A 21133-nucleotide genomic window follows, 5' to 3' on the forward strand; every position below is an offset into this window, starting at 1 on the left:
TACGATGTTAAAAAAAGCCCGTTTATGCGGGCTTTTTTGTTGCTGATTGTTGTAACTCAATGATTAGTTGAGTTACCAGCACTTCAATTTCCTCAAAAGTTAATTCTTCACTTTTTTGTAATAGTGCTTTATCTAGTTGTAACGCTTTTTTAGCGACATTATCTACCGCGAAAACCTGCGCAGCCCCCAGAATGCGGTGACTATCTTGCTGTAATTCGTTAAAGTCTCGCTGCTGTAAGTGTGTTGCAAGTAATTGCGACTCTTGTTCAAAACTGACAATAAACCTACTACGTAAATCTGCCATCCCGACATCTTTAACTGTAGAGCTAACGTCATGTACCTGTTGTAAATGCTTAGCAATAGTCTGATAAAAAACTGTTTTATCTATTGGCTTACCTAGGTAGCCGGTAAAACCATGAGCAATATAATTCTCTATCTCATGACTCATAGCATTTGCAGTCAATGCGTAAATAGGGTTATTAAAACCACATTGCTTTAGTAATCCTAAAGCGCTCAAACCATCCATAATAGGCATTTGTATATCAAGTAATACAATGTCTGGAAATTCACTTAAACACTTCTCTACAGCTTCTTCACCATTACTAACCGCAATAACATCTAAGCCAAGAGATACTAAATAGCGAGTGATTAAACGACGGTTATCAGGGTGATCTTCCGCAAGGAGTACTTTTCCTTGCAAAGGTCTAAGCCTGCGAGCTTGCTCATTACTTTCATTAAAGTCTTCAGCAGCATACTGCTTACAAGGTAAGTTAAATGTAAACTCACTGCCTTTATGTTGTTCACTTAATACGCTTATATAGCCGCCCATCATCATTGCTAACTGCTGTGAAAGCGACAGTCCAAGGCCAGACCCTCCAAAGCGTCGACTAATCGTATTATCACCTTGCTGAAAACATTTGAAAACCATTTTTAATTGCTCTTCGCTCATGCCAATACCCGTATCAACAATGGTAAATTGCACGCCATTGTCCGTTTTAATCACCTTGAGTATAACTTTGCCTTGATCCGTAAATTTAATTGCATTGGTGAGCAAGTTAATTAGTATTTGCTTCACACGCATTAAATCTAGCTTTACCCAATAGCTATCATCTAATTGGTTATCAAACACTAAGAATAAGCCTTTTTGCGATGCTTGCGCTTGGCTCATTGTGTAAACATCATTGAGCAATTGGATTAAATCAAATTTTGTTAGGTTCAACTCAAGACGATTTGCTTCAATTTTACTAAGGTCAAGCACATCATTAATGAGATCTTTTAAATGATCACTATGTTTTTTGATGACAAAGAGCTCATCTTGTAGCTGCTGAGGCTCGTACAAGCCGTTAATTAAATCGTCTGTTTGACCTAAAATAGCTGTTAAAGGCGTTCGTATCTCATGACTTATATTAGCAAGAAACTGACTTTTAACTTTGTTAGCAGCTCGTAATTCTTGAGCAACAAATTGCAATTCTTGGGTGCGCTGCTCAACTTGCTCTGCTAACTGTATTTTTGCCCTTTTTTCTACAGCTCGACGATAAATTGCAATACCACACATAAGCACTAACAACGCCACAATAGCTAATAAAATAGTAAATTGAGAGCGTTTTTCGATTTGTAACTCCTGCAAGTTACGCTCTTGCTTAAGTTGCTGAATTTCTTGATTTAACCGATTGGCCTCAGACTGAGATTGAAATACATTTAGTGCTTTGAGAATTTCCTCGCTGGTTAAACTTCGTTGATAGTCAACAAACTTCTGATGTAAACGTATTGCTTCTTTAAAATCACCGAAGCCTGCACTTAATAACGCTTCAATCCCTAGCCCATCCTTAACTCGCATTTCACTTTTGTATTCTTTAGCTAAAGAAATAGACTTTTCAAGATTCGTTTTCGCACCTATTAAATCACCTTGTACTAGCTGTATTTTGGCTAGTACATGTAAGGCAGCAAGCAGTAATGATTTATTGTCGGCTTCAATTGCAAAATTCTGAGCTGATCGAGCATGATACTGAGCTGTATCTAGCTCACCTATTTTAAGGTTTAAATTTGCTAAATTATTATGTCGAGTAGATAACTGGTAAGCATCATTAACGCTTTGGTAATAACGTAATGCAAGCTGATGATAATGGAGGGCTAGCTGATCTTGTCCAGACTCATCATAAGCAACTCCCATGTTACCATAAGCTTGTGCAACACCGTCTTTATCATCCAGTTGTTGAAATACATCTAAAACTTGTCGGTAAATATCAAGTGCTGAATCGTAACGTGAAAGCCGAGTATATACCCCTGCAATATTGTGCAATATGTCAGCTTTATCTTGCGCACTACCACTGATTTCATATATAGCTTTCGCTTGTTGATAATACTCTAGCGCTAGCTCCATGTTGTACATATCAAAATAAGCAAGTCCTATATTACTCAGTAAGTTCAAGCTTGCTTGATACGGTTATTAAGTTGAGTGGCTATATTCAATGCTCGGTTATACTCAATAACAGCTTGCTGAACTAAGCCCTGATAATAATAAGTTACACCTTGCATTTTTATAGCTCTAAAATGCAGCTCAGGCTGATTGCCTAGACTAGTGTTTTGCTCTAGTAGCTTATAAAAGGAAATAGCTGCAGGGTAATCATTTTCAGCAAAAGCACGCTCAGCCATCGCGGCATAAATTGAAATTTTTTGCTGCTTGGTTAGATTTTTTTTTCAAGAAGCTGGGTAGCGAGCGTTTGTTTTTTCGACCAATTATCTGCTTGCTCAAATTGCTCTAACAAAGACGTTTGAGATTGCGCAACATTAACCTTAGGGAACATGCTAAGTACAACAATAAAAGCAATAAAAAAGAAACGCTTAAACTGACCCAACATATCTGTGTCCTTGGTATTTATTTAGCAGTTAAAACAATGAGAGCACCGCTAGAAAGCCGTAAAACATTCCATTGTGCATCTAAATATAATAATGTGTTCAAGATACACTATTAACTAGAGTGCAAACAATGCTAAACCCACTGATAGACGTGATTTTTGAGTTAATTCTAACAAAACGGGTTTGGAAAGTTCATACTTTAGCGCTGGAATTAACTAATAACGGCACAATGGCGACGCTAGATGAAGACCCTCATCGTGATTTATTTAAACGTAATTTTTTAATTATGAATGCATTATTCCAATTGCAAAAACAACTAGCACCTACTCAATATTTACAAATCGCCAGCTTGCATATAGAACTTTGCGAGGTATCACAGAGCAACCCATTAAGCCAAGTAGACCCCTTAAGAGACTACTACTTAAACTGGCAAAATTATGATACTTCAATCACAGAAATTGAAGCTTTATTAGATGGATTTTGGCAAGGATTTGACACAAAAAAAGATAATAAACAGCAGCTTGAACCGCATACCCGCAGTGCTTTACTCAAACAGTGGCAATTAGCAGAAGATGCGACATTAAAAATGATACAAAAGCGCTGGAGACAGTTGGCATTTTTATATCATCCCGATAAATCCGCAGAAGATGAAGAAATATTTAAACGTATTAGAGAGGAATACGAGCAGCTTAAAGCCAGCTGCTCAGTCATTCAAAGTAATTAGCGAGTTAAGCGGCGAGCTCTTATTTTACGCCCTTTAATATTACCTTCAGTTAATTTGCGTAATGCTGGTTTTGCACAATTGCGCTCAACCGCAACAAATGCGACGTTATCAAGTACATTGATTTTACCCACTTGACGTCCAGCAACACCTTCTTTGCCCGTTAGTGCGCCTAAAATATCTCCGGCACGCACCTTTTGCTTTTTACCTGCATCAATCATTAATGTGGCCATTTCAGGTTTATATGGCGGCTTTTCTAATAAGCTAAACGGTGGTAACTGTTCTGGCAAAAAATCACACTCGTAATGATCGCCAATTTGCGCGACCTTAAACTGCTCAGCATCGCCGTAAATTGAACATGCAATACCTTTTTTACCCGCACGTCCCGTCCGGCCAATACGATGAACGTGCGTTTGTGGGTCATGTGCTAAGTGATAGTTAATAACCATATCCATATCATCAATATCTAAGCCTCGGGCAGCCACATCAGTAGCGACCAAAATAGAAGCGCTTTTATTAGCAAAGTGGATAAGTGTTCGCTCGCGTTCTCGCTGCTCTAAATCACCATGTAACGCCACTGCACTAAAGCCTTCTGCTGCCAAATCATCGCACACTTGCTGGGTTTCAACTTTGGTATTACAAAACACCACACAGCTAGTTGGTTGAAATTTTAAAAGCAATAACTTCAATGTATTAAAACGTTGCTTGTTATTATCCATCTTATAAAAATACTGTTTAATGGTACTTTTTTCTTGCTCTTCTTCTACTTTAATCATTTCTGGATTTTTTAGTACACGCTTAGCAATTGCTTCTATAGCTCTTGGGAATGTTGCACTAAACAATAAGGTTTGGCGGTTTGGCGGTATACGCTCAATAATTGCATCAAGGGTATCTTGAAAACCCATGTCTAACATTTGATCTGCTTCATCAAGTACTAGCGTTTCAACATCATCTAACCGTAAAGTACCCTTACGAATATGATCATCAACACGCCCAGGTGTGCCAACGATAATGTGCGCACCATGTTCAAGCGATCCTATTTGTGGGCCGATAGAAACACCACCGCACAAAGTCAATATTTTAATATTATGTATACCGCGAGCAAGCTTACGCATTTCAACGGCAACTTGTTCGGCCAACTCCCTCGTGGGACACAACACTAAAGACTGAATACGAAAACGCTTAACATTAAGTTTCGCTAATACACCTAAACTAAACGCAGCCGTTTTACCTGACCCTGTTTTAGCTTGTGCAATGATATCTTTCCCTTCAAGAACAGGCGGAAGGCTCTGCGCTTGCACAGCTGTCATTTGGCTATAGCCTAGAGTAGATAAATTATCGACCAAACCTGAAGGTAAAGCGAGAGATGAAAATGCAGTCACAGTTATATCCAAACAAAATTAATAGTTACTAACAAGGATTCAGCCTTGTAATGATTCCGCTAATAATAGCAGATATAGCTATCAGCGACCATCAAGCATATTTATTATAAATTATTCAATAAAGATATTGTAAATAAAATTTGTTTTCATTAAGATCCGTATCGTTTTTATACAACTCAGCCGGAAGCATTGAATGAAATTAAGTCCACTTTATCTTGCCCTTATCACAACTGCAGGCATTGCAAACGCCGCAGGAAATAACGAAAACATAGAAAAAATAGAAGTTAAAGGCACTTACTTTAATGACTATAAAGTAGACAATGCAAACGGGGCAATGCGCACATCTGCATCATTGCTTGAAACAGCACAATCTGTCACAGTAATTACAGATACAATTGTAAACGAACAACTTGCCACCACATTAGGTGAAGTATTAACAAACGACGCCAGCTTAACTGCAGGCTCACAGCAACGTAACCGTGAAGTATTTAACCTTCGTGGCTTTGAGTTAAGCTCTGGTACGGGTTATTTACGTGACGGTCATCAGCACTGGTCACACTACCAGCAACCCATTGAAATACTACAACAAGTTGAAGTAATTAAAGGTCCTTCAAGTATTCTATATGGTCAATCAGGCCCTGGCGGCTTGGTAAACATGGTAACCAAAAAGCCAACTGCACAAACATTATTTAACGCCAGTGCGGATGTTGACCAACATGGCTCAACACGTTTCATGGTTGATGCCGGAGGCGCCCTCACTGAAGCTGAAGATTTGCGTGCTCGCGGTATTTTAGTAAAGCAAGACGTTGAATATTGGCGTGAATACCAAAATGGTGAAAACCGCGAGCGAGACCGCTTTTTAGGTGCCTTAGTTGTTGATTACGATATTAGCGACAACGCATTGGTTCGCGTACATTATGACCGAACAGAAGATGAAGCAAATATAGATACAGGTGCTTGGATTGATGATAACGCCAATGTCATTGGTGATGATAAAACGATTCGCGATATGTCTTGGGCATTTATAGATAACACAGTTGAGAATCTAGGTATCGACTTTAAAGTTTTCCTATCAGATAACTGGCAAGTAAACCTTGGCTACAACGAGCAAACTTTTGAACGTCAACGTTTTGAATCATCTCCTAGTCGAAATTCTTACATCTCACAAACGAGTACATACACCTCGAACCCATACGATCGTTTTGACGACTGGCAGTTCACCACGGCTTTTATTGACTTCATCGGTGAATTTGAAACTGCAGGCATACAGCATCAGTTTTTAATTGGTGCCAACTCACTTGATTATTATTATGCCCAATTAAGAGCTGATGGAGCTTCATTTCCTTTCGCTGCGGGTGATAGCGAACCATCACGCCCTGATATCAGTTATAAAAATCCAAATAGAACAAGCGAAAGCGAATACGACTATTACGGTGTTTATGCGCAAGATTTAATCACTTTTTCTCCACAGTGGCAAGTTTCAGTTGGTGGCCGTTTTGATAAACAAAACAAAGAAGGTGCGGACAACGAATCTTTCTTACCTAAATTCGGCGTGCTTTATCATCCAAATGTATCGGCTACTATTTATGCCAGCTATACAGAAGGTTTCGAGCCACAAAATGAAACCATCACTAACGATGAAGATATCAACTTCGGTATGAAAATTGATGCCGTTACCTCTGAGCAAAAAGAAGTGGGTATTAAATGGCAACTATTTGATGACCGCCTAATGCTAAGTGGTGCTGTGTTCGATATAAGCAAAAATGGTACGTTAGTAACTGAAGATCTTGCAACGCCTATTGGTTCAATTACAACTGAAACGAATCAAGTGGGTGAGCAACGTCACAAAGGTTTTGAAGTTGCAGCACAAGGCGCAGCAACTGACCGCTTATTTGTAATGGCCTCAACTATGTATTTAGATGCTAACTATGAAAGAGCGAACGAAGACCTACAAGGTAAACGCCCGACTGATGCACCTAAGTGGTCAGCCTCGCTTTGGACTCGTTACGAATTAAATGATGCTATTGCTTTTAACGCCGGCGCATTTTATGAAGGTGAGCGTTTTGCCGATAGTGATAACACCATCACTAAAGATGCTTATACTCGTGTTGATGTAGGTGCAACATATAAGTTTGAAATGAGTAACACCGATATTAACTTACGCCTTAACGTTGAAAACTTATTTGATACCAACTATCTAGGTGGTGGTGGTAATGGCAATGTTACTGTTGGCGAAGGCACTAGCTTGCGCTTAGCTGCACAGTTTAACTTCTAAGATTAATAGACCTTAAAATAAGCCCGCACTTTGCACAAAGTGTGGGCTTTTTACTTTTTATCTCATTGTATTTTTGAAATCAGCTATTTAATGATTAAATACCGCTAACGTTTCTAACAAGCCAAGGTCAATAATGAAAAAGATCATCACAGGGTTACTACTTACCAGTAGCTTTTTAGCCAGTGCTGCAGAGCCTGAATTTACCGCCAAACAACTTAAGCAAGTTGCTGAACTTAGAACAAATGCCAGCAGTAGTGATTTAAGCTATCAATTACTTGAATCCCTTACCACTGAAGTAGGCCCTCGATTACCAGGCACTGAAAACGATAAAAAAGCCGTCGCCTGGGCACAAGCTAAATTTAAATCTTTAGGCTTTGATAAAGTATGGCTTGAAGAAGCTACGTTCCCTGAATGGCGTCGTTTTAGCGAAAGCGGAAAAATTTTAACACCCAGTGAGCAGCCTCTGCACTTAACTGCATTGGGCCACAGTGTCAGTACACCTAAAGAAGGTATTACAGGCGAAGTGGTTTTATTTGAAACCCTTGATGAACTCATTGCAGCACCTAAAAATAGCCTAAAAGGTAAGATTGCCTACATTAATTATCGTATGAATCGCCATATTGATGGTAACGGCTACGGTCCAGCTGTTCGCGCACGCTCTACAGGCTCTGTAGAAGCCGCTAAAAAAGGTGCGATTGGTTATATGATGCGCTCGGTAAGTACGGCTCACCATCGCTTTGCACACACTGGTGGCAGTCATTACAAAGATGGCGTAACTAAAATTCCAAATGTAACAATTGCCAATCCAGATGCAGATCAAATTGCTCGTCTTATTGCACTTGATAAAAAAGTGACCGTTAATATCAATGTGCAAACAGAAGATCGTGGTCAAGGTAGGGGTTATAACGTAATTGGTCAGTTCAACGGCACACAAAACCCAGAGCAATATGTGCTAATTGGTGGCCATTTAGATTCATGGGATTTAGGCACGGGTGCGCTTGATGATGGTGCAGGAGTTGCATTAACAATGGCGGCAGCCAAACACATTAGCGAAATTAAACGCCCAAAACGCAGTGTTCGCGTGGTGTTATTTGCCGCCGAAGAGCTTGGCTTATGGGGTGCGAAAGCTTACTTTAAGCAACATGCAAAAGAACTTGATAGTATTGTCGCGGCTGCTGAGTCAGACTTTGGTGCAGATGTAGTATACGGGTTTGAGTCAAATGTGTCTGCAGAATCACTGCCTGTAGTACGCGCTATTGCAAAAGAACTTTCAGCACTGAATGTTGAATATATTGGTAAAAATGGCGCTCGTGGAGGCCCTGATCTTATCCCGCTTAGAAATACCAAAAGCGCGGCTATTTTTGACCTTCACCAAGATGGTACTGACTACTTTGATTACCATCACACTGCTGATGACACATTAGATAAAATAGACCCAGCAAAGCTTAAGCAAAATACAGCCGCTTATGCTGTATTTGCGTTTATGGCTGCTGATGCCAAAACCACAATTAAACCAAAGCCTGTAAAAAAATAAACTAAGTAAACATACTTTCTTACAGTTTATTTCTTTGCTTTCGCCCTTCTATGTTTTAATTTATTAAAAAAGCTAGGAGGGCGTTTATGCTACTTTTTAATACCTGTGATTCATTATCGTCGTTTAGCCAAACAACAACTTGCCCTCACTGTAAAAGCAAAAACTACCAATTAAAAAATCACAGTCGCTTCTTACGGTTTACAATTATTCCTATTATGCCATTAGCGTGGCAATACCAATATCAATGTGATGATTGCCAACATACTGAGGCTGTCTCTTTGCATAAGCTGCCTCTTATTGAGCTATTATCATTGATAAAATACTTTACTGGTTCATTGCTGTTAATTTGCATGCTGCTTTATTTTTATCAGCAATACCATGCAAAAATTAAATTGCAGCAAAACATCATTAACAACCCACAAGCCTATGATACATACTTAGTCAAAGCGGATAAATTTGCCCAAGAACCACTGCGACCTGAAAACCTTAAAGTAGCGCAAGTTTTGGAATTTAATGATAAATTTATCACTTTTCAAATTAGTAATTACCGTTACAAACGCGACCGAGCTATCACTATGGCTATGCGAACTAGTTTGTTAGTACAAAGAGATTTCTTCTCAGCTAACACACTGACGTTACCACGCACTGAAGTACAGCGCCTGTATGACGAGGGCACAATTTATGATGTACTGCGTCCCTATGCCTACAGTTTATATGGTGGCTTCGTGATGTTTCCACCTAGACCGAAACCTTTATATGAAGGTGTTAAACTTAACCAAAATAATCAGCAAGGTATCACCTATTATAAAGATAAGCTCTATACAGAGGCGCTCGACAGCTTTTTACTTGCCGCTAAAGAAGGCTCTCAATGGGGACAGTTAAACTTAGCGCAAATGTTTCAAGACGGACAAGGAACCGACAAAGATACACAGCAAGCGATTTATTGGTACCAAAAAGCAGCAGCTCAAGGCAACCGAAAAGCAAAAATCGAATTAAAAGATTTATGTAGCAGCTTTGAGTGTGAGTAAAGCTGGCCTCATAGAATAATTATGCCAGTGACATTATGGTACTGGCCTTTTAGCCATAACAGCTGCAATTGCATGATGAATTAACACCACAATCGCACCCGCTAGCACACCAAATAGTCCATCGAATACTAAAGGGGCAACAACCTCACCTATTGAGCCTAGATTTAACAAAGCAAATTCTGTTACTGCCACTTGCCAATGATGGAACAAACTTACACCATGAACAAGAATGCCACCGCCGACTAAAAACATAGCCACAGTGCCTGCGAATGCTAAAAAGGCCATTAACCTTGGAGCTGCAGCCAGTAACCCTCGGCCAATTATCTGTTTAAATTTACTTCCAGAGACTTTTGACTGATTCAATAAATATAAACCCGCATCATCAAGTTTCACTATACCGGCAACCAAGCCATAGACTCCGATAGTCATAATAATCGCTATAACGCTTAAAACTAATGCTTGATTAAGTAAAGTCGCACCAGCAACAGTACCTAAAGTAATCACAATTATTTCAGCTGACAAAATGAAATCAGTGCGTATAGCCCCTTTTACTTTTTGTTTTTCATACTCAACTAAATCTACAGGGGCCGTCTCGTGTTGAATAGCGTTAGAGCTCGGTAGCATTTTTTCAACTAATTTCTCTGCACCTTCAAAGCATAAGAATAACCCGCCTAACATTAGTAAAGGCGTTATTAACCAAGGAAGCCAAACACTGATCAGCAGTGCTGCGGGTACCAGTATTGCTTTATTTAAAAATGAGCCTTTTGCAACAGCCCACACTACAGGCAGCTCCCGCTCAGCACTAACACCTGTAACCTGCTGTGCATTAAGCGCTAAATCGTCACCTAGTACACCTGCGGTTTTTTTAGTTGCAACTTTACTCATGGTTGCAATGTCATCTAATAGTGTTGTTATGTCATCCAACAAAGTTAGGAGGTTAGTTCCTGCCATTTTCATTCCTCTAGCCGCAAAATAATTAAGCCTCAACATAGCCTAAACTGTTACTTTCACCAACGGTTAATTTTCGTTTGTTATCCTAACTATAAAATGAAATCAACCAAGGGCTGTTTTATGTATAAAACAATTTTCTTAACAACCTGCTTACTAGCATTAACTGCCTGCTCTGAACAAGCACAAAGCGATGTTTACTCTTGCGATAATAATCTAACAGCAACAATAACAAGTGAAGATGACGAAAACGCCAAGCTTGAATACAATCAGCAACAATACCAATTAGTTAGACAAAAAAGTGCCTCAGGTGTTAAATACACTAATGATGACATATTATTTTGGACTAAAGGTAATGAAGCCATGCTGATCATCGATGGCAATAAGCACCACTGTAATGTGCAGTAGGCAGATAAACAGAACCTTATATTTTATAAAAACACTGCTACACTCATTACTAAGTTGGTATTAATGAGTTTGTTATGCGAGCCGTGACGATCAAATATAAAGTGATTTTTGCATTCTCTGCAATAGGGCTATTGATGTTACTCAGTGGTGGCTTTTTCTATTGGTCATTAGGCAAAATAAGTACCGCTAACTCAGATATAGAAACCCTAGCAGTGCCAGTACAGCAACAAAGTAATGCCCTGCAGTTATCATTATTATCTATCACTAAGTTTAACGCAGTGGCATTTAGCCAAAACACACTAGCTAAATTGCAACAAGAGCAACATAAAGCGCATGATGAGCAGCAACGATTTGATGCCAAACTCACAGCCCTAAACCAAAAATTACATGATCAACAAACAATGCAAGCATTGCTTGCTAACATTGAGAAAAACTTTAATCAGCTATTAGTAACTAGTGATACTATGTTCAGCGCTAAACAAAACGGTTTAGTTGCAACAGCTGCAGTAGCAAAGCTCAGCCAAGCTTATATAAAAGATGTAACAACTCTCAGTAATAACTTACTTGATTTAGAATTACTTGAAGTTTCAAATGAACAGCAACGATTACTTGAAGCAATAGTCGGTACTGCAACACGAATCGATGACTTACTATTCACCTTGAGTAATAACGTAAATAGTATAAAACATATAACGGCCTTACAAACTCTAGAAGAGCACCAACAAGATACTCGCTTTTTACTTGATAACGCAGATTCCAATTTTACTTATCTAAAACAACAAGCCAGTGAACTTGAAGATGCAGCCAACTTCACTTCCTTAACATCGCAAATGAATGCACTACAGCAAAATTTAGCCGATATTTATCAGCAGCAAATAACCATTTTAACCAGCCGTGACGATACTGAACGCACATTCAATAACTTTCAGCAGCAATTCCAAAACACCGAAGAACTACTTATTGAGCTGAATCAGCTGGCAGACAAACGGTTTGCATCTTTGCAACAGGATGCCCAATCAACGATTACCACTGGGTCGACACTGGCTGTTATCATCAGCGTCGTATTATTGTCTTTCGCTGCACTTATTTCTGTATTAACCACACGTGCCATGCTTAAACCTTTAAACGCAGTGAATAAAGCGCTTTCTCGCATTGCTTCGGGTGATTTATCCAAGCGTACACAGCCACGAAGTGATGATGAGTTTGGCGTATTATTAACAAATATAAATCACTTGATTGATGATTTAAGTAAATTACTAGTCGATATAAGTGATAACGCCCACACCTTAGATCAATCCGCGATTCAAACATCCGCACAAGGGCAACATATGACCGTGGCTGCTGCGCAGCAACTTGAGCGCATTGCTGAGGCGACTTCACTTGCGCAGAATATGCTAAACAATTCGCAAACGGTTTATCAACAAGCAGATAGTACATCAAATGAAATAGCTAATGCCTCGCAGTTTGCCAACGATGTAAATCAAATTGCAGATAGAAACAGCCAACGTATTAAAGCTCTGCTAACACGCTTAGAACAAGCTGTACAAAGTACTGAAGAACTAGCGCAACACACTCAGCTCATTGGTGCCATTGTTGATACTATTAGCAGTATTGCAGAGCAAACTAATTTACTGGCACTCAATGCCGCTATTGAAGCTGCAAGAGCGGGTGAAAATGGCAGAGGTTTCGCCGTGGTTGCCGATGAAGTACGCTCGCTGGCGGCACGAACGCAAAGCTCCACCAACGAGATCCATACAATGATCCAAACTCTGCAGCAACAAGCTCAAGCTGCGCAGCAAGAAATTAACGACGGCCAACAACAAGCCGCTGATTGCGTGGCAAATAGCAGTGAGCTAAACCAAGCAGTCGATAAAATAAAAAGCACTTTAGTCACCATAAACCAAATGAGTCAACAAATTGCCGATTCATCACATCATCAGCTTGATAACAGTAATGAAATTAAACAAATAATGGCGACTGTTACCGAACAAGCACACAGTAATGCTGAGCATGCAGGCATGCTTGCTACGCAAAGTGAAGATGTAAATCAACTTGCACACTCACTAACCAGTGCCGTTGAACGCTTTAAATTCTAACTATGTACTTTAGGTGACTTGCTCACTCTGAACTGGGTATAATGAGCTAAATTTAAGCTTTAAAGCGGCCCACTATGAAATACAAAGATCTTCGCGATTTTATTGAATTATTAGAGAAGCAAGGCGAGTTAAAACGCATTCATCAAGAAATTGATCCCTATTTAGAAATGACCGAAATTGCTGATCGCACATTGCGTGCTAAAGGTCCTGCTTTACTGTTTGAAAATCCCAAAGGTTATGATATCCCAGTTTTAGCTAATTTGTTTGGTACGCCTAAACGTGTAGCGATGGGCATGGGGCAAGATGATGTCAGTGAGCTTCGAGAAGTAGGTAAGTTATTAGCCTTTTTAAAAGAGCCTGAGCCACCAAAAGGCATTAAAGAAGCCCTTGGCCAAATTCCAGTATTCAAGCAAGTTCTAAACATGCCTGCTAAAGAAGTAAAAAAAGCGGTTTGCCAGCAAGTAATCATCGAAGGGGATGACGTTGATTTAACTAAATTACCCATTCAACATTGTTGGCCTGGTGATGCTGCTCCGCTTATCACTTGGGGCTTAACCGTCACCAAAGGACCTTATAAAAAACGACAAAATTTAGGTATTTATCGCCAACAATTACTGGGTAAAAACAAGATCATTATGCGTTGGTTATCACACCGCGGTGGCGCACTAGATTTTCAAGAATGGTGTAAAGAAAATCCTGGGCAACCTTACCCTGTGTCAGTGGCATTAGGCGCTGATCCCGCCACGATTTTAGGTGCGGTAACACCGGTACCTGATACCCTAAGCGAGTACGCTTTCGCAGGCTTATTACGGGGTAGTAAAACCGAAGTTGTAAAATCAATTTCTAATGATTTACAAGTACCTGCAAGTGCAGAAATCGTGCTCGAAGGCTATATCATGCCAGACGAAACAGCCCCAGAAGGCCCATACGGAGACCACACGGGTTATTACAACGAAGTAGATGACTTTCCTGTGATGACAGTCACCCATATGACCCACCGCAAAGATCCTATTTATCATAGTACCTTCACAGGTCGCCCACCGGATGAACCGGCGATTTTAGGTGTTGCATTAAACGAAGTATTTGTGCCAATTTTACAAAAGCAATTCCCTGAAATTGTTGACTTTTACTTACCGCCAGAAGGGTGTTCTTATCGTATGGCAGTGGTCACCATGAAAAAGCAATATCCTGGGCATGCTAAACGCGTCATGATGGGAGTTTGGTCATTTTTACGTCAGTTCATGTACACCAAGTTTGTCATTGTTTGTGATGATGATGTCAACGCCCGTGATTGGAATGATGTTATCTGGGCTATCACCACGCGAATGGATCCCGCTCGCGATACTACTTTGATTGAAAACACGCCAATTGACTATCTCGACTTTGCCTCACCTGTCTCTGGTTTAGGCTCAAAAATGGGTATGGATGCGACAAATAAGTGGCCAGGTGAAACCACGCGTGAATGGGGTGAACCAATTGTAATGAATCAAGAAACCAAAGATCGTGTCGATGAACTTTGGGATAGCCTAGATATTCTCTAACTCTGTAAACTCACAGTGCGGATATGCTACTATTGCTCAAATAAACTGCATCTCCGCTAATTTAAGGTAAAACATGCAAACATTACATGCTGAAGTTGTTGCTATCAGCCCATTAACTGAATTTGTTCATAAAGTCGTTTTAAAACCAGTAGAAAGCGTGACCTTTGAAGCAGGTCAGTACCTGCAAGTTGTATTAGGTGAAAAAGATAAACGCGCATTTTCAATTGCTAGCCGCCCATCTCAACGTGATGAACCAGAGCTACACATTGGTGCCTCTGCTGCTGATTCATATGCAATGCAAACATTAGAGCACTTGCGTGCTGCACACCAAGATAATAGCAAAGTAACGATTGAAACAGGCCTAGGTATTTCTCAACTTCGTTTACAGTGTGAGCGACCAATTATTTTGCTAGCCGGTGGTACTGGTTTTTCTTATGTAAAATCAATGGCCGATCATTTAAGTGAAATTGGCTGTGATCGCCCAGTATTATTTTATTGGGGTGTCCGTGACGAATCGGCTTTATATGCCCACCAGGAAATGCAAGCTTGGGCCGACAGCCGTGAAAACTTTAAGTTTATTCCCGTGGTTGAAAACCCAACGGATGGCTGGAGTGGCCACACAGGTTACGTGCACAAAGCGGTAATGAAAGATATTGCCTCGCTTGCGCCATACGATATATATATGGCAGGTCGCTTTGACATGATAGGTATTGTTCGGGATGACTTCCTAGCACAGGGTGCGATCCGCGAAAATATGTATGCCGACGCATTTGCATTTATTAAGTAAGTGACACTCACTGACCAGCTTAATTGTATAATTAAGCTGGTTACTGACACTCCCTGACAATCCAACATGATTTACTAGACTCTCTTAAACAAGGAGAATAGTAATGACCACTAATGTAACCGAAGTTGTAACATTTAAACTTAGCCATAAAGCAGATTTAATGCAATTTCATATTGCTAATAACGCATTTCAAAACTTTATCGATCAACAACCGGGCGTGCTTTATCGCTCACTAGCCAAGCAAGCAGATACTCAGCAATACGTCGATCTAATCTACTTTGCTACGCCAGCGGATGCAAAAAGAGTCAGTGATGTATTTACAGAAAACCTGATATGTCAGCAATTTACTGCACTAATAGAAAAGCAAAGTGTACAGTTAGCTCAATACGAAGTGCTTAGCCAAACGGCATGCCAACAAAGCTAAGAAGCAATCTTAAGGAGTGATAACCAGTGCATAAGTCACAGCGACTATTTCAGCTAGTTAATATACTTAAAAGTCGTCGTTTTGCGATAACTGCAGCCGAACTTGCGAGTCGTTTGAATGTATCGCCTCGTACTATTTATCGCGATATCCAACACTTGCAAAGCTCTGGCGTCCCCGTTGAGGGAGAAGCTGGCACTGGTTATCTTATAGCTCATTACGATTTACCACCTATGATGTTCAACCTTGAGGAACTACAGGCCTTATTACTAGGTAGTAAAATGGTCAGCGCTTGGACAGATCCTCAGTTAGCTGCTCACGCTCAATCGGCCATAACAAAGATAAATGCCGTATTACCTGAACATTTAAAGCAACAAGTTGAAGAGCTTCCTTATTTAGTCTCATCTTTTAGCCATGATGAATCCCACCAAGCAACAACCCTACTATTGCGCCAAGCGATTAATTGTAAAAACTGTGTTCGGCTTGATTATCAAGATGCAAAACAACAGGCCAGCCTTCGCGATGTGGAACCATTAGGGTTAGTCTATTGGGGAAGTAAATGGACCCTTATTGCATATTGCCAATTAAGAAATGATTATCGTGAATTTCGTCTTGACCGAATACAAACTGTTGCAAAGTTAAGCGAATTATTTGCCACTACAACACAAAAGAGTTTAAACCATTACATGGAGCTCGTGAAAGCAAAATACTTAGACCTTGCGAACCCAACAAGTACTGATAGTTGCAATAAAAAAGTAAATAAATAAGAATAACCAATTGGTTTTGCCTATCAATTTAATCAACATAAACAATTTCACAAAAACCTATTTCTTAACCATACTTTGTTTAACTAATTAATTGGGAGAGACCCAAAATGTTAAATACAAAAGTAAAAGATTTCATGCAACACAAGTTACCGCACATTACTCCTGCAACTGAAATGACAACGGCTATTGCTGAACTACAAAAGTTTAAACTACTGGGTGCACCGGTATTTGATGAGAATAAAAGTTTAGTAGGCTTTATTTCTGAGCAAGAACTACTAAAACCATTGATGCAGAATAGCTACTTTTGTGACGGTGTGGTTAAAGTTGCACAACTGATGCAAACCGAGGTAGTAACTGTTAACGGCGACAGCAATATTATTGAGCTGGCTGAGCAAATGAAAACCGGTAAGCCGAAAAACTACCCGGTGGTCGACGGCGCAACTGTCATTGGCATGATTGGCCGCAGTGATATCCTAAAAGCGTTATATGATAATTACCTAAGTTGCCAACAAGAGCATTAGGCGCACACTTCTTCTGTACGCCTGGTCGCCGCTGTTATCGTGCAGCGGCAACATGCTTCAATTGCTGTTTATCGGCTTCACTAAGATAAGCAATTTCCAACGCGTTGGCTTGCGCTTTTTCCATATCTGCTTGTGTTAAACCCGCAGCAGGTGCAGCTACGTTATATTCATGTTCAATTTCAATGCCTTCAACAGCAGGGTCATCGGTATTAATGCAGGCTAAAATACCATGATCTAAGAAACGTTTTAACGGATGCACGTCTAAGCTAGCGACGGTGCTGGTTTGAATATTACTGGTTAAACATGATTCAATACCAATACGTTTATCGCGTAAGTAATCCATCAATGCAGCATCTTCAATTGCTTTTACACCGTGACCGATGCGATTAGCGCCTAGGTCATTAATTGCTTGCCAAATACTAGCAGCGCCCAACGCTTCGCCAGCATGAATTGTTGCCGCCAAATACGCATCACCCACTTGTTTAAAGTGATCGACAAACAACTCACCAGGGAAACCAATTTCATCCCCAGCTAAATCAACAGCTACTAAATCATTTTTAAACGCGAGTAAGGCATTAAGCTCTTGCTGACAAATTTTGCTGCCATAAGTACGCGACATAATGCCAATCAGGTTTGCTTTAACAGTGCTGGTTTGAGTAGCACTTTTAATGCCATCGACCACAGCCTCAACCACACCTTGAGGATGTAAACCTTGGCTCTTCGCCATATAGTACGGACTAAAGCGTAGCTCTACATAATCCAAACCCTGAGCCTGTGCATCTTCAATGTTCTCAATGGCTATCCGGCGACATGCATCATAATCACCTAATACTGTGACGCCCCAATCTAGTTTTTGTAAAAATGCCATGAGGTTTGGTTCAGGGTCAATTACCTGAACATGAGGGGTTAATGCTTCTACGTTATCGGCGGGCAATTGGATATTAAACTGACGCCCTAATTCCAATATTGTTTGCGCTCGCACATTGCCATCAAGATGACGATGGATATCTAGCAGCGGGAGTTTTTTATTGATCATAGTTAGCACTCAGTCTATTTAATTTTCGCGCATAATACGCACTTAAATCGGTAATTCAAGTTTAGTTGATTTTGTTTGCAATACAGAGGTCATTTGTCATGGTTAATGTAGTGCCAAATTGTTTTAAATAGTTTTTCAGCATCAATTGGTTTAGTTAAGTAACCATCCATACCTATATTAATAGCCTTTTTAATATCCTCATCATGGGCATTTGCCGATAGCGCAATAATAGGCAGCTCACTCATACATAATTCATTTCGAATTACCTTTGTCGCTTGCAAACCATCCATATTCGGCATTTGAATATCCATAAGAACTAGGTCATATTTCGTTTCTGAAACTTTTTCTATTGCCTCAAAACCATCATTAGCAATATCAGCTATGCAATCTTTTGTTTTTAAAATAGCAGAGGCAACATGTTGATTCAGAGGATTATCCTCGACTAATAACAGCTTTATTCCTGCAAATGATAAAGCCTTAACATCAACCTCATTGTGCAAAGGAGCCAAATGCTGTGCTTGCGGCAAGGGTGAATTATTAGGTAATGAAAAACTAAAAGTGGAGCCTTGACCTTGCGCACTTTGCAAGGAGATACTCCCCCCATCAATTCAACCAACTTTTTACAGATACTCAAACCTAAACCTGTGCCACCAAACTGGCGTGATGTGGAGCTATCGGCCTGTGAAAAAGGCTGAAAGAGTTGCTTTTGGGCACTAGGGCTAATCCCAATTCCGGTATCGGTAACGTTAAATATAGTACTGCTATCCTGTTGCCATACTTTTACTGTGATAGAGCCTGATGAAGTAAACTTAATCGCATTATTCAATAGATTAAGCAGTATTTGTTTTAACCGAATGGGATCTGTATTTAGTATAAGTTCAGCGCTTTTATCTATTTCAAGCTCTAAAGCCAGTGATTTCACGCCAACGTCAAATTGCACTAAATTCATCAACTCATCTGTCAGTTGATTTAAAGCAACCGGCTCTTGCACAAGTTCAAGTTTACCAGCTTCCATTTTGGAAAAATCTAACACATCGTTGAGCACTCTTAGTAAAACACTAAGAGCACCATCAGCCTGTTCAATATAACGTTTAGCTTGCTGCCAATCTTGTTGCTGTAATGCTAAATAATGCAGTCCTTTAATACCATTGATTGGGGTGCGAACCTCATGGCTCATATTAGCTAAAAATTGGCTTTTAATTTGGCTCGCTTCATCAGCTTTGCGCTTTTCTTCACGTAACGTACGTGTTTGCAGCGCTACTTGCTCTCTCACTTGGATATTAGTCCCCGTGACAGAAATTAAAAAAGTAATCAGCAACCAAACAAATAGCATTCCTACAATTTGCGCAAGCCAGTATACAAACCATGACTTTGGCCCCTTAGGCCCAAGTAGTTCAACCTGCCAAATACGCTTACCAATTAATAGTTGATACTCCTTAAGTAACTCAAGCTCCTTGCGAGGACTCATAAAAATAGCTTGTTTAGCTTGCTCATTAGTGACGTCATAAAAGTTAGCACTTACTTCACTATGGAGATCAAACTGTAAGCTATCTATTAGCCGAGAAAGGCTCACAACACCCACGACCAACCCTCTAAAATCCCCTAAAGTATCTAAATCACCAAACACAGGAACGAAGAACAATACCGCTTTTTTATCTGGCACATTCTGCATTAGCTTAATTGGCTCACTGAGAACCAACTCATTCAGTGCTTTAGACATCAGCAGAGCTTTTCGGCGCTGCTCACTCGATGCTAAGTCAAAACCAATAATGTCTTCATTGCCAGCTAAGGGGTGTACATACCTGACGGGGAAATATTGCTCACGTTTAGCTGCTTTTTGCCAATACATTTGAGGAGACTTTTCTTTTATAAACTGAGCTTCGGCATTTTGCTGCCTCATCTGCTGTTGAAATTGCTCAACACCAGAAAATGGAACAACAGGCACCCATTCAAAAGCAATGATTTCTTTTTTATATTCAAGCTGTTGAGAAGTGAAACGTTTAAACTCGCTATAGCTAACTTCATCACCGCTGGCAAAAAAGGTAGCGAGTAATGCCAAGTGACCAGAAATTTCATCTATTTTATGATTAATTTCTGATTGGATTTCGGCGACTTTCGCATCTTGCTTTTGTGTGTCTTTTTCTTTTTTCACGCTTGCTGCAGCATAGAAACAAACGCTAATCACGAGATAAATAAGCAAGGAAGGAACGATAACCTGTAACCGGTGACGTATTTGCGCATAGTTAAAAGCGGCAAGCATCAGTGGTGTAAAAATTAACACCCCTATGCTATCTCCAATCCACCAAGCAATGAAGTTATCAAGAGCCAACTGATTGGGGAGCACCTCATTGATCACAAGTAAACCAGTGCCTATGCTTGCCGCGATAGTACAGCATACTGGTCCTGCCACAATTAAACTTTGTACACTGTGCTTTAACGATGATAAATCTAAAGGGGCTTTGATCACTTTTGTGATAAGTAAACAACCCACCCAAGCTTGCAAAGTCGCAGCTAAAGATACACATAACGCTTGGAGGAATACTTGCCAATAGAGAATATCAGCAACGCCATCGAGGTGAATTAAATTGGTTAACAGTGCGCCAAGCAGAACACCAAACATAGCACGGTGGCCTACAAGCAAAAAGCTCGCAAGCGCAATACCAGAGGGAGGCCAAGAGGCAACGGCATAGCCATCAATAGCTAATAAGAGATTGCTAAAATAACCTGTGCATAGGTAAGCAAACGCAAGACTGAAGCTTAATGTAATAGTATTCTTCAATATCTTGGCGCTCCTATGCCTAATTAAGTAGTT

At 40.1% G+C, this 21133-nt stretch carries 14 protein-coding genes and 2 pseudogenes; 11 read left to right on the forward strand and 5 right to left on the reverse strand.

The annotated features are described in order from the left end of the window. Positions 1 to 22: 22 nt before the first annotated feature. Positions 23 to 2858 (reverse strand): annotated as a pseudogene (locus ACU8V8_RS15295) (tetratricopeptide repeat protein). A 128-nt stretch (positions 2859 to 2986) separates the two neighbouring features. Between ACU8V8_RS15295 and ACU8V8_RS15300 the strand changes: the two are divergent. Beyond that, positions 2987 to 3580, forward strand: coding sequence for a DNA-J related domain-containing protein (locus ACU8V8_RS15300; RefSeq protein ID WP_446888066.1), 594 nt, complete (start codon positions 2987 to 2989; stop codon positions 3578 to 3580). Here ACU8V8_RS15300 and dbpA read toward each other — a convergent pair. Continuing rightward, complete coding sequence (gene dbpA / locus ACU8V8_RS15305) at positions 3577 to 4965, reverse strand: ATP-dependent RNA helicase DbpA (protein ID WP_446889657.1); 1389 nt, start codon at positions 4963 to 4965, stop codon at positions 3577 to 3579. The genes ACU8V8_RS15300 and dbpA overlap by 4 nt on opposite strands. A gap of 187 nt (positions 4966 to 5152) precedes the next feature. Here dbpA and ACU8V8_RS15310 point away from each other — a divergent pair, with 187 nt between their 5' ends. The 3 genes from ACU8V8_RS15310 to ACU8V8_RS15320 all read left to right on the forward strand — a co-directional run bounded on the left by ACU8V8_RS15310 (position 5153) and on the right by ACU8V8_RS15320 (position 9796). Further along, positions 5153 to 7234: a TonB-dependent siderophore receptor gene (locus ACU8V8_RS15310; RefSeq protein ID WP_446888067.1), complete on the forward strand. Its 2082-nt coding sequence runs from the start codon at positions 5153 to 5155 to the stop codon at positions 7232 to 7234. A 133-nt stretch (positions 7235 to 7367) separates the two neighbouring features. Next, positions 7368 to 8768: a M20/M25/M40 family metallo-hydrolase gene (locus ACU8V8_RS15315; protein ID WP_446888068.1), complete on the forward strand. Its 1401-nt coding sequence runs from the start codon at positions 7368 to 7370 to the stop codon at positions 8766 to 8768. Positions 8769 to 8854: 86 nt separating this feature from the next. Beyond that, on the forward strand, positions 8855 to 9796 hold the full coding sequence (locus ACU8V8_RS15320) for a tetratricopeptide repeat protein (protein ID WP_446888069.1): 942 nt from the start codon (positions 8855 to 8857) through the stop codon (positions 9794 to 9796). A gap of 33 nt (positions 9797 to 9829) precedes the next feature. On the opposite strand, the gene ACU8V8_RS15325 is transcribed toward ACU8V8_RS15320, so the two are convergent. Then, positions 9830 to 10747 carry a DUF808 domain-containing protein gene (locus ACU8V8_RS15325; RefSeq protein WP_446888070.1) on the reverse strand — a complete coding sequence of 306 codons (918 nt, stop codon included), beginning with the start codon at positions 10745 to 10747 and terminating at the stop codon, positions 9830 to 9832. A 120-nt stretch (positions 10748 to 10867) separates the two neighbouring features. On the opposite strand from ACU8V8_RS15325, the gene ACU8V8_RS15330 reads away from it, so the two are divergent. From ACU8V8_RS15330 to ACU8V8_RS15360, 7 genes are all read left to right on the forward strand, one after another. Continuing rightward, positions 10868 to 11152 (forward strand): MliC family protein, encoded by a 285-nt coding sequence (locus tag ACU8V8_RS15330; RefSeq protein WP_446888071.1) that lies wholly within the window; start codon positions 10868 to 10870, stop codon positions 11150 to 11152. A gap of 74 nt (positions 11153 to 11226) precedes the next feature. After that, complete coding sequence (locus tag ACU8V8_RS15335; protein ID WP_446888072.1) at positions 11227 to 13248, forward strand: methyl-accepting chemotaxis protein; 2022 nt, start codon at positions 11227 to 11229, stop codon at positions 13246 to 13248. Positions 13249 to 13322: 74 nt separating this feature from the next. After that, entirely contained in the window at positions 13323 to 14789 is a 1467-nt protein-coding gene (gene ubiD / locus ACU8V8_RS15340; RefSeq protein WP_446888073.1) for a 4-hydroxy-3-polyprenylbenzoate decarboxylase, read from the forward strand. Between the two features lie 73 nt (positions 14790 to 14862). After that, positions 14863 to 15576 (forward strand): NAD(P)H-flavin reductase, encoded by a 714-nt coding sequence (fre, locus tag ACU8V8_RS15345; protein WP_446888074.1) that lies wholly within the window; start codon positions 14863 to 14865, stop codon positions 15574 to 15576. 103 nt (positions 15577 to 15679) lie between these two features. Then, a complete protein-coding gene (locus ACU8V8_RS15350; protein ID WP_256828775.1) occupies positions 15680 to 16000 on the forward strand; it encodes a hypothetical protein in 321 nt (106 codons plus the stop codon). Between the two features lie 26 nt (positions 16001 to 16026). Then, positions 16027 to 16764, forward strand: a complete 738-nt coding sequence (locus ACU8V8_RS15355; RefSeq protein WP_446888075.1) for a helix-turn-helix transcriptional regulator — start codon at positions 16027 to 16029, stop codon at positions 16762 to 16764. A gap of 107 nt (positions 16765 to 16871) precedes the next feature. Beyond that, a complete protein-coding gene (locus ACU8V8_RS15360) occupies positions 16872 to 17285 on the forward strand; it encodes a CBS domain-containing protein (RefSeq protein ID WP_446888076.1) in 414 nt (137 codons plus the stop codon). 34 nt (positions 17286 to 17319) lie between these two features. On the opposite strand, the gene add is transcribed toward ACU8V8_RS15360, so the two are convergent. Next, a complete protein-coding gene (gene add / locus ACU8V8_RS15365) occupies positions 17320 to 18321 on the reverse strand; it encodes an adenosine deaminase (protein ID WP_446888077.1) in 1002 nt (333 codons plus the stop codon). 89 nt (positions 18322 to 18410) lie between these two features. Further along, a pseudogene (locus ACU8V8_RS15370) lies at positions 18411 to 21100 on the reverse strand (CHASE domain-containing protein). Positions 21101 to 21133 lie beyond the last annotated feature (33 nt).

The organism is Pseudoalteromonas sp. SaAl2, from assembly GCF_052947895.1.

Coding starts and splice junctions, on each gene's coding strand:
- ACU8V8_RS15335 (WP_446888072.1), top strand. CDS start 11,227: ATGCGAGCCGTGACGATCAAATATAAAGTGATTTTTGCATTCTCTGCA.
- ACU8V8_RS15325 (WP_446888070.1), bottom strand. CDS start 10,747: ATGGCAGGAACTAACCTCCTAACTTTGTTGGATGACATAACAACACTA.
- add (WP_446888077.1), bottom strand. CDS start 18,321: ATGATCAATAAAAAACTCCCGCTGCTAGATATCCATCGTCATCTTGAT.
- ACU8V8_RS15300 (WP_446888066.1), top strand. CDS start 2,987: ATGCTAAACCCACTGATAGACGTGATTTTTGAGTTAATTCTAACAAAA.
- ACU8V8_RS15320 (WP_446888069.1), top strand. CDS start 8,855: ATGCTACTTTTTAATACCTGTGATTCATTATCGTCGTTTAGCCAAACA.
- ubiD (WP_446888073.1), top strand. CDS start 13,323: ATGAAATACAAAGATCTTCGCGATTTTATTGAATTATTAGAGAAGCAA.
- ACU8V8_RS15315 (WP_446888068.1), top strand. CDS start 7,368: ATGAAAAAGATCATCACAGGGTTACTACTTACCAGTAGCTTTTTAGCC.
- ACU8V8_RS15350 (WP_256828775.1), top strand. CDS start 15,680: ATGACCACTAATGTAACCGAAGTTGTAACATTTAAACTTAGCCATAAA.
- ACU8V8_RS15360 (WP_446888076.1), top strand. CDS start 16,872: ATGTTAAATACAAAAGTAAAAGATTTCATGCAACACAAGTTACCGCAC.
- fre (WP_446888074.1), top strand. CDS start 14,863: ATGCAAACATTACATGCTGAAGTTGTTGCTATCAGCCCATTAACTGAA.
- ACU8V8_RS15310 (WP_446888067.1), top strand. CDS start 5,153: ATGAAATTAAGTCCACTTTATCTTGCCCTTATCACAACTGCAGGCATT.
- ACU8V8_RS15330 (WP_446888071.1), top strand. CDS start 10,868: ATGTATAAAACAATTTTCTTAACAACCTGCTTACTAGCATTAACTGCC.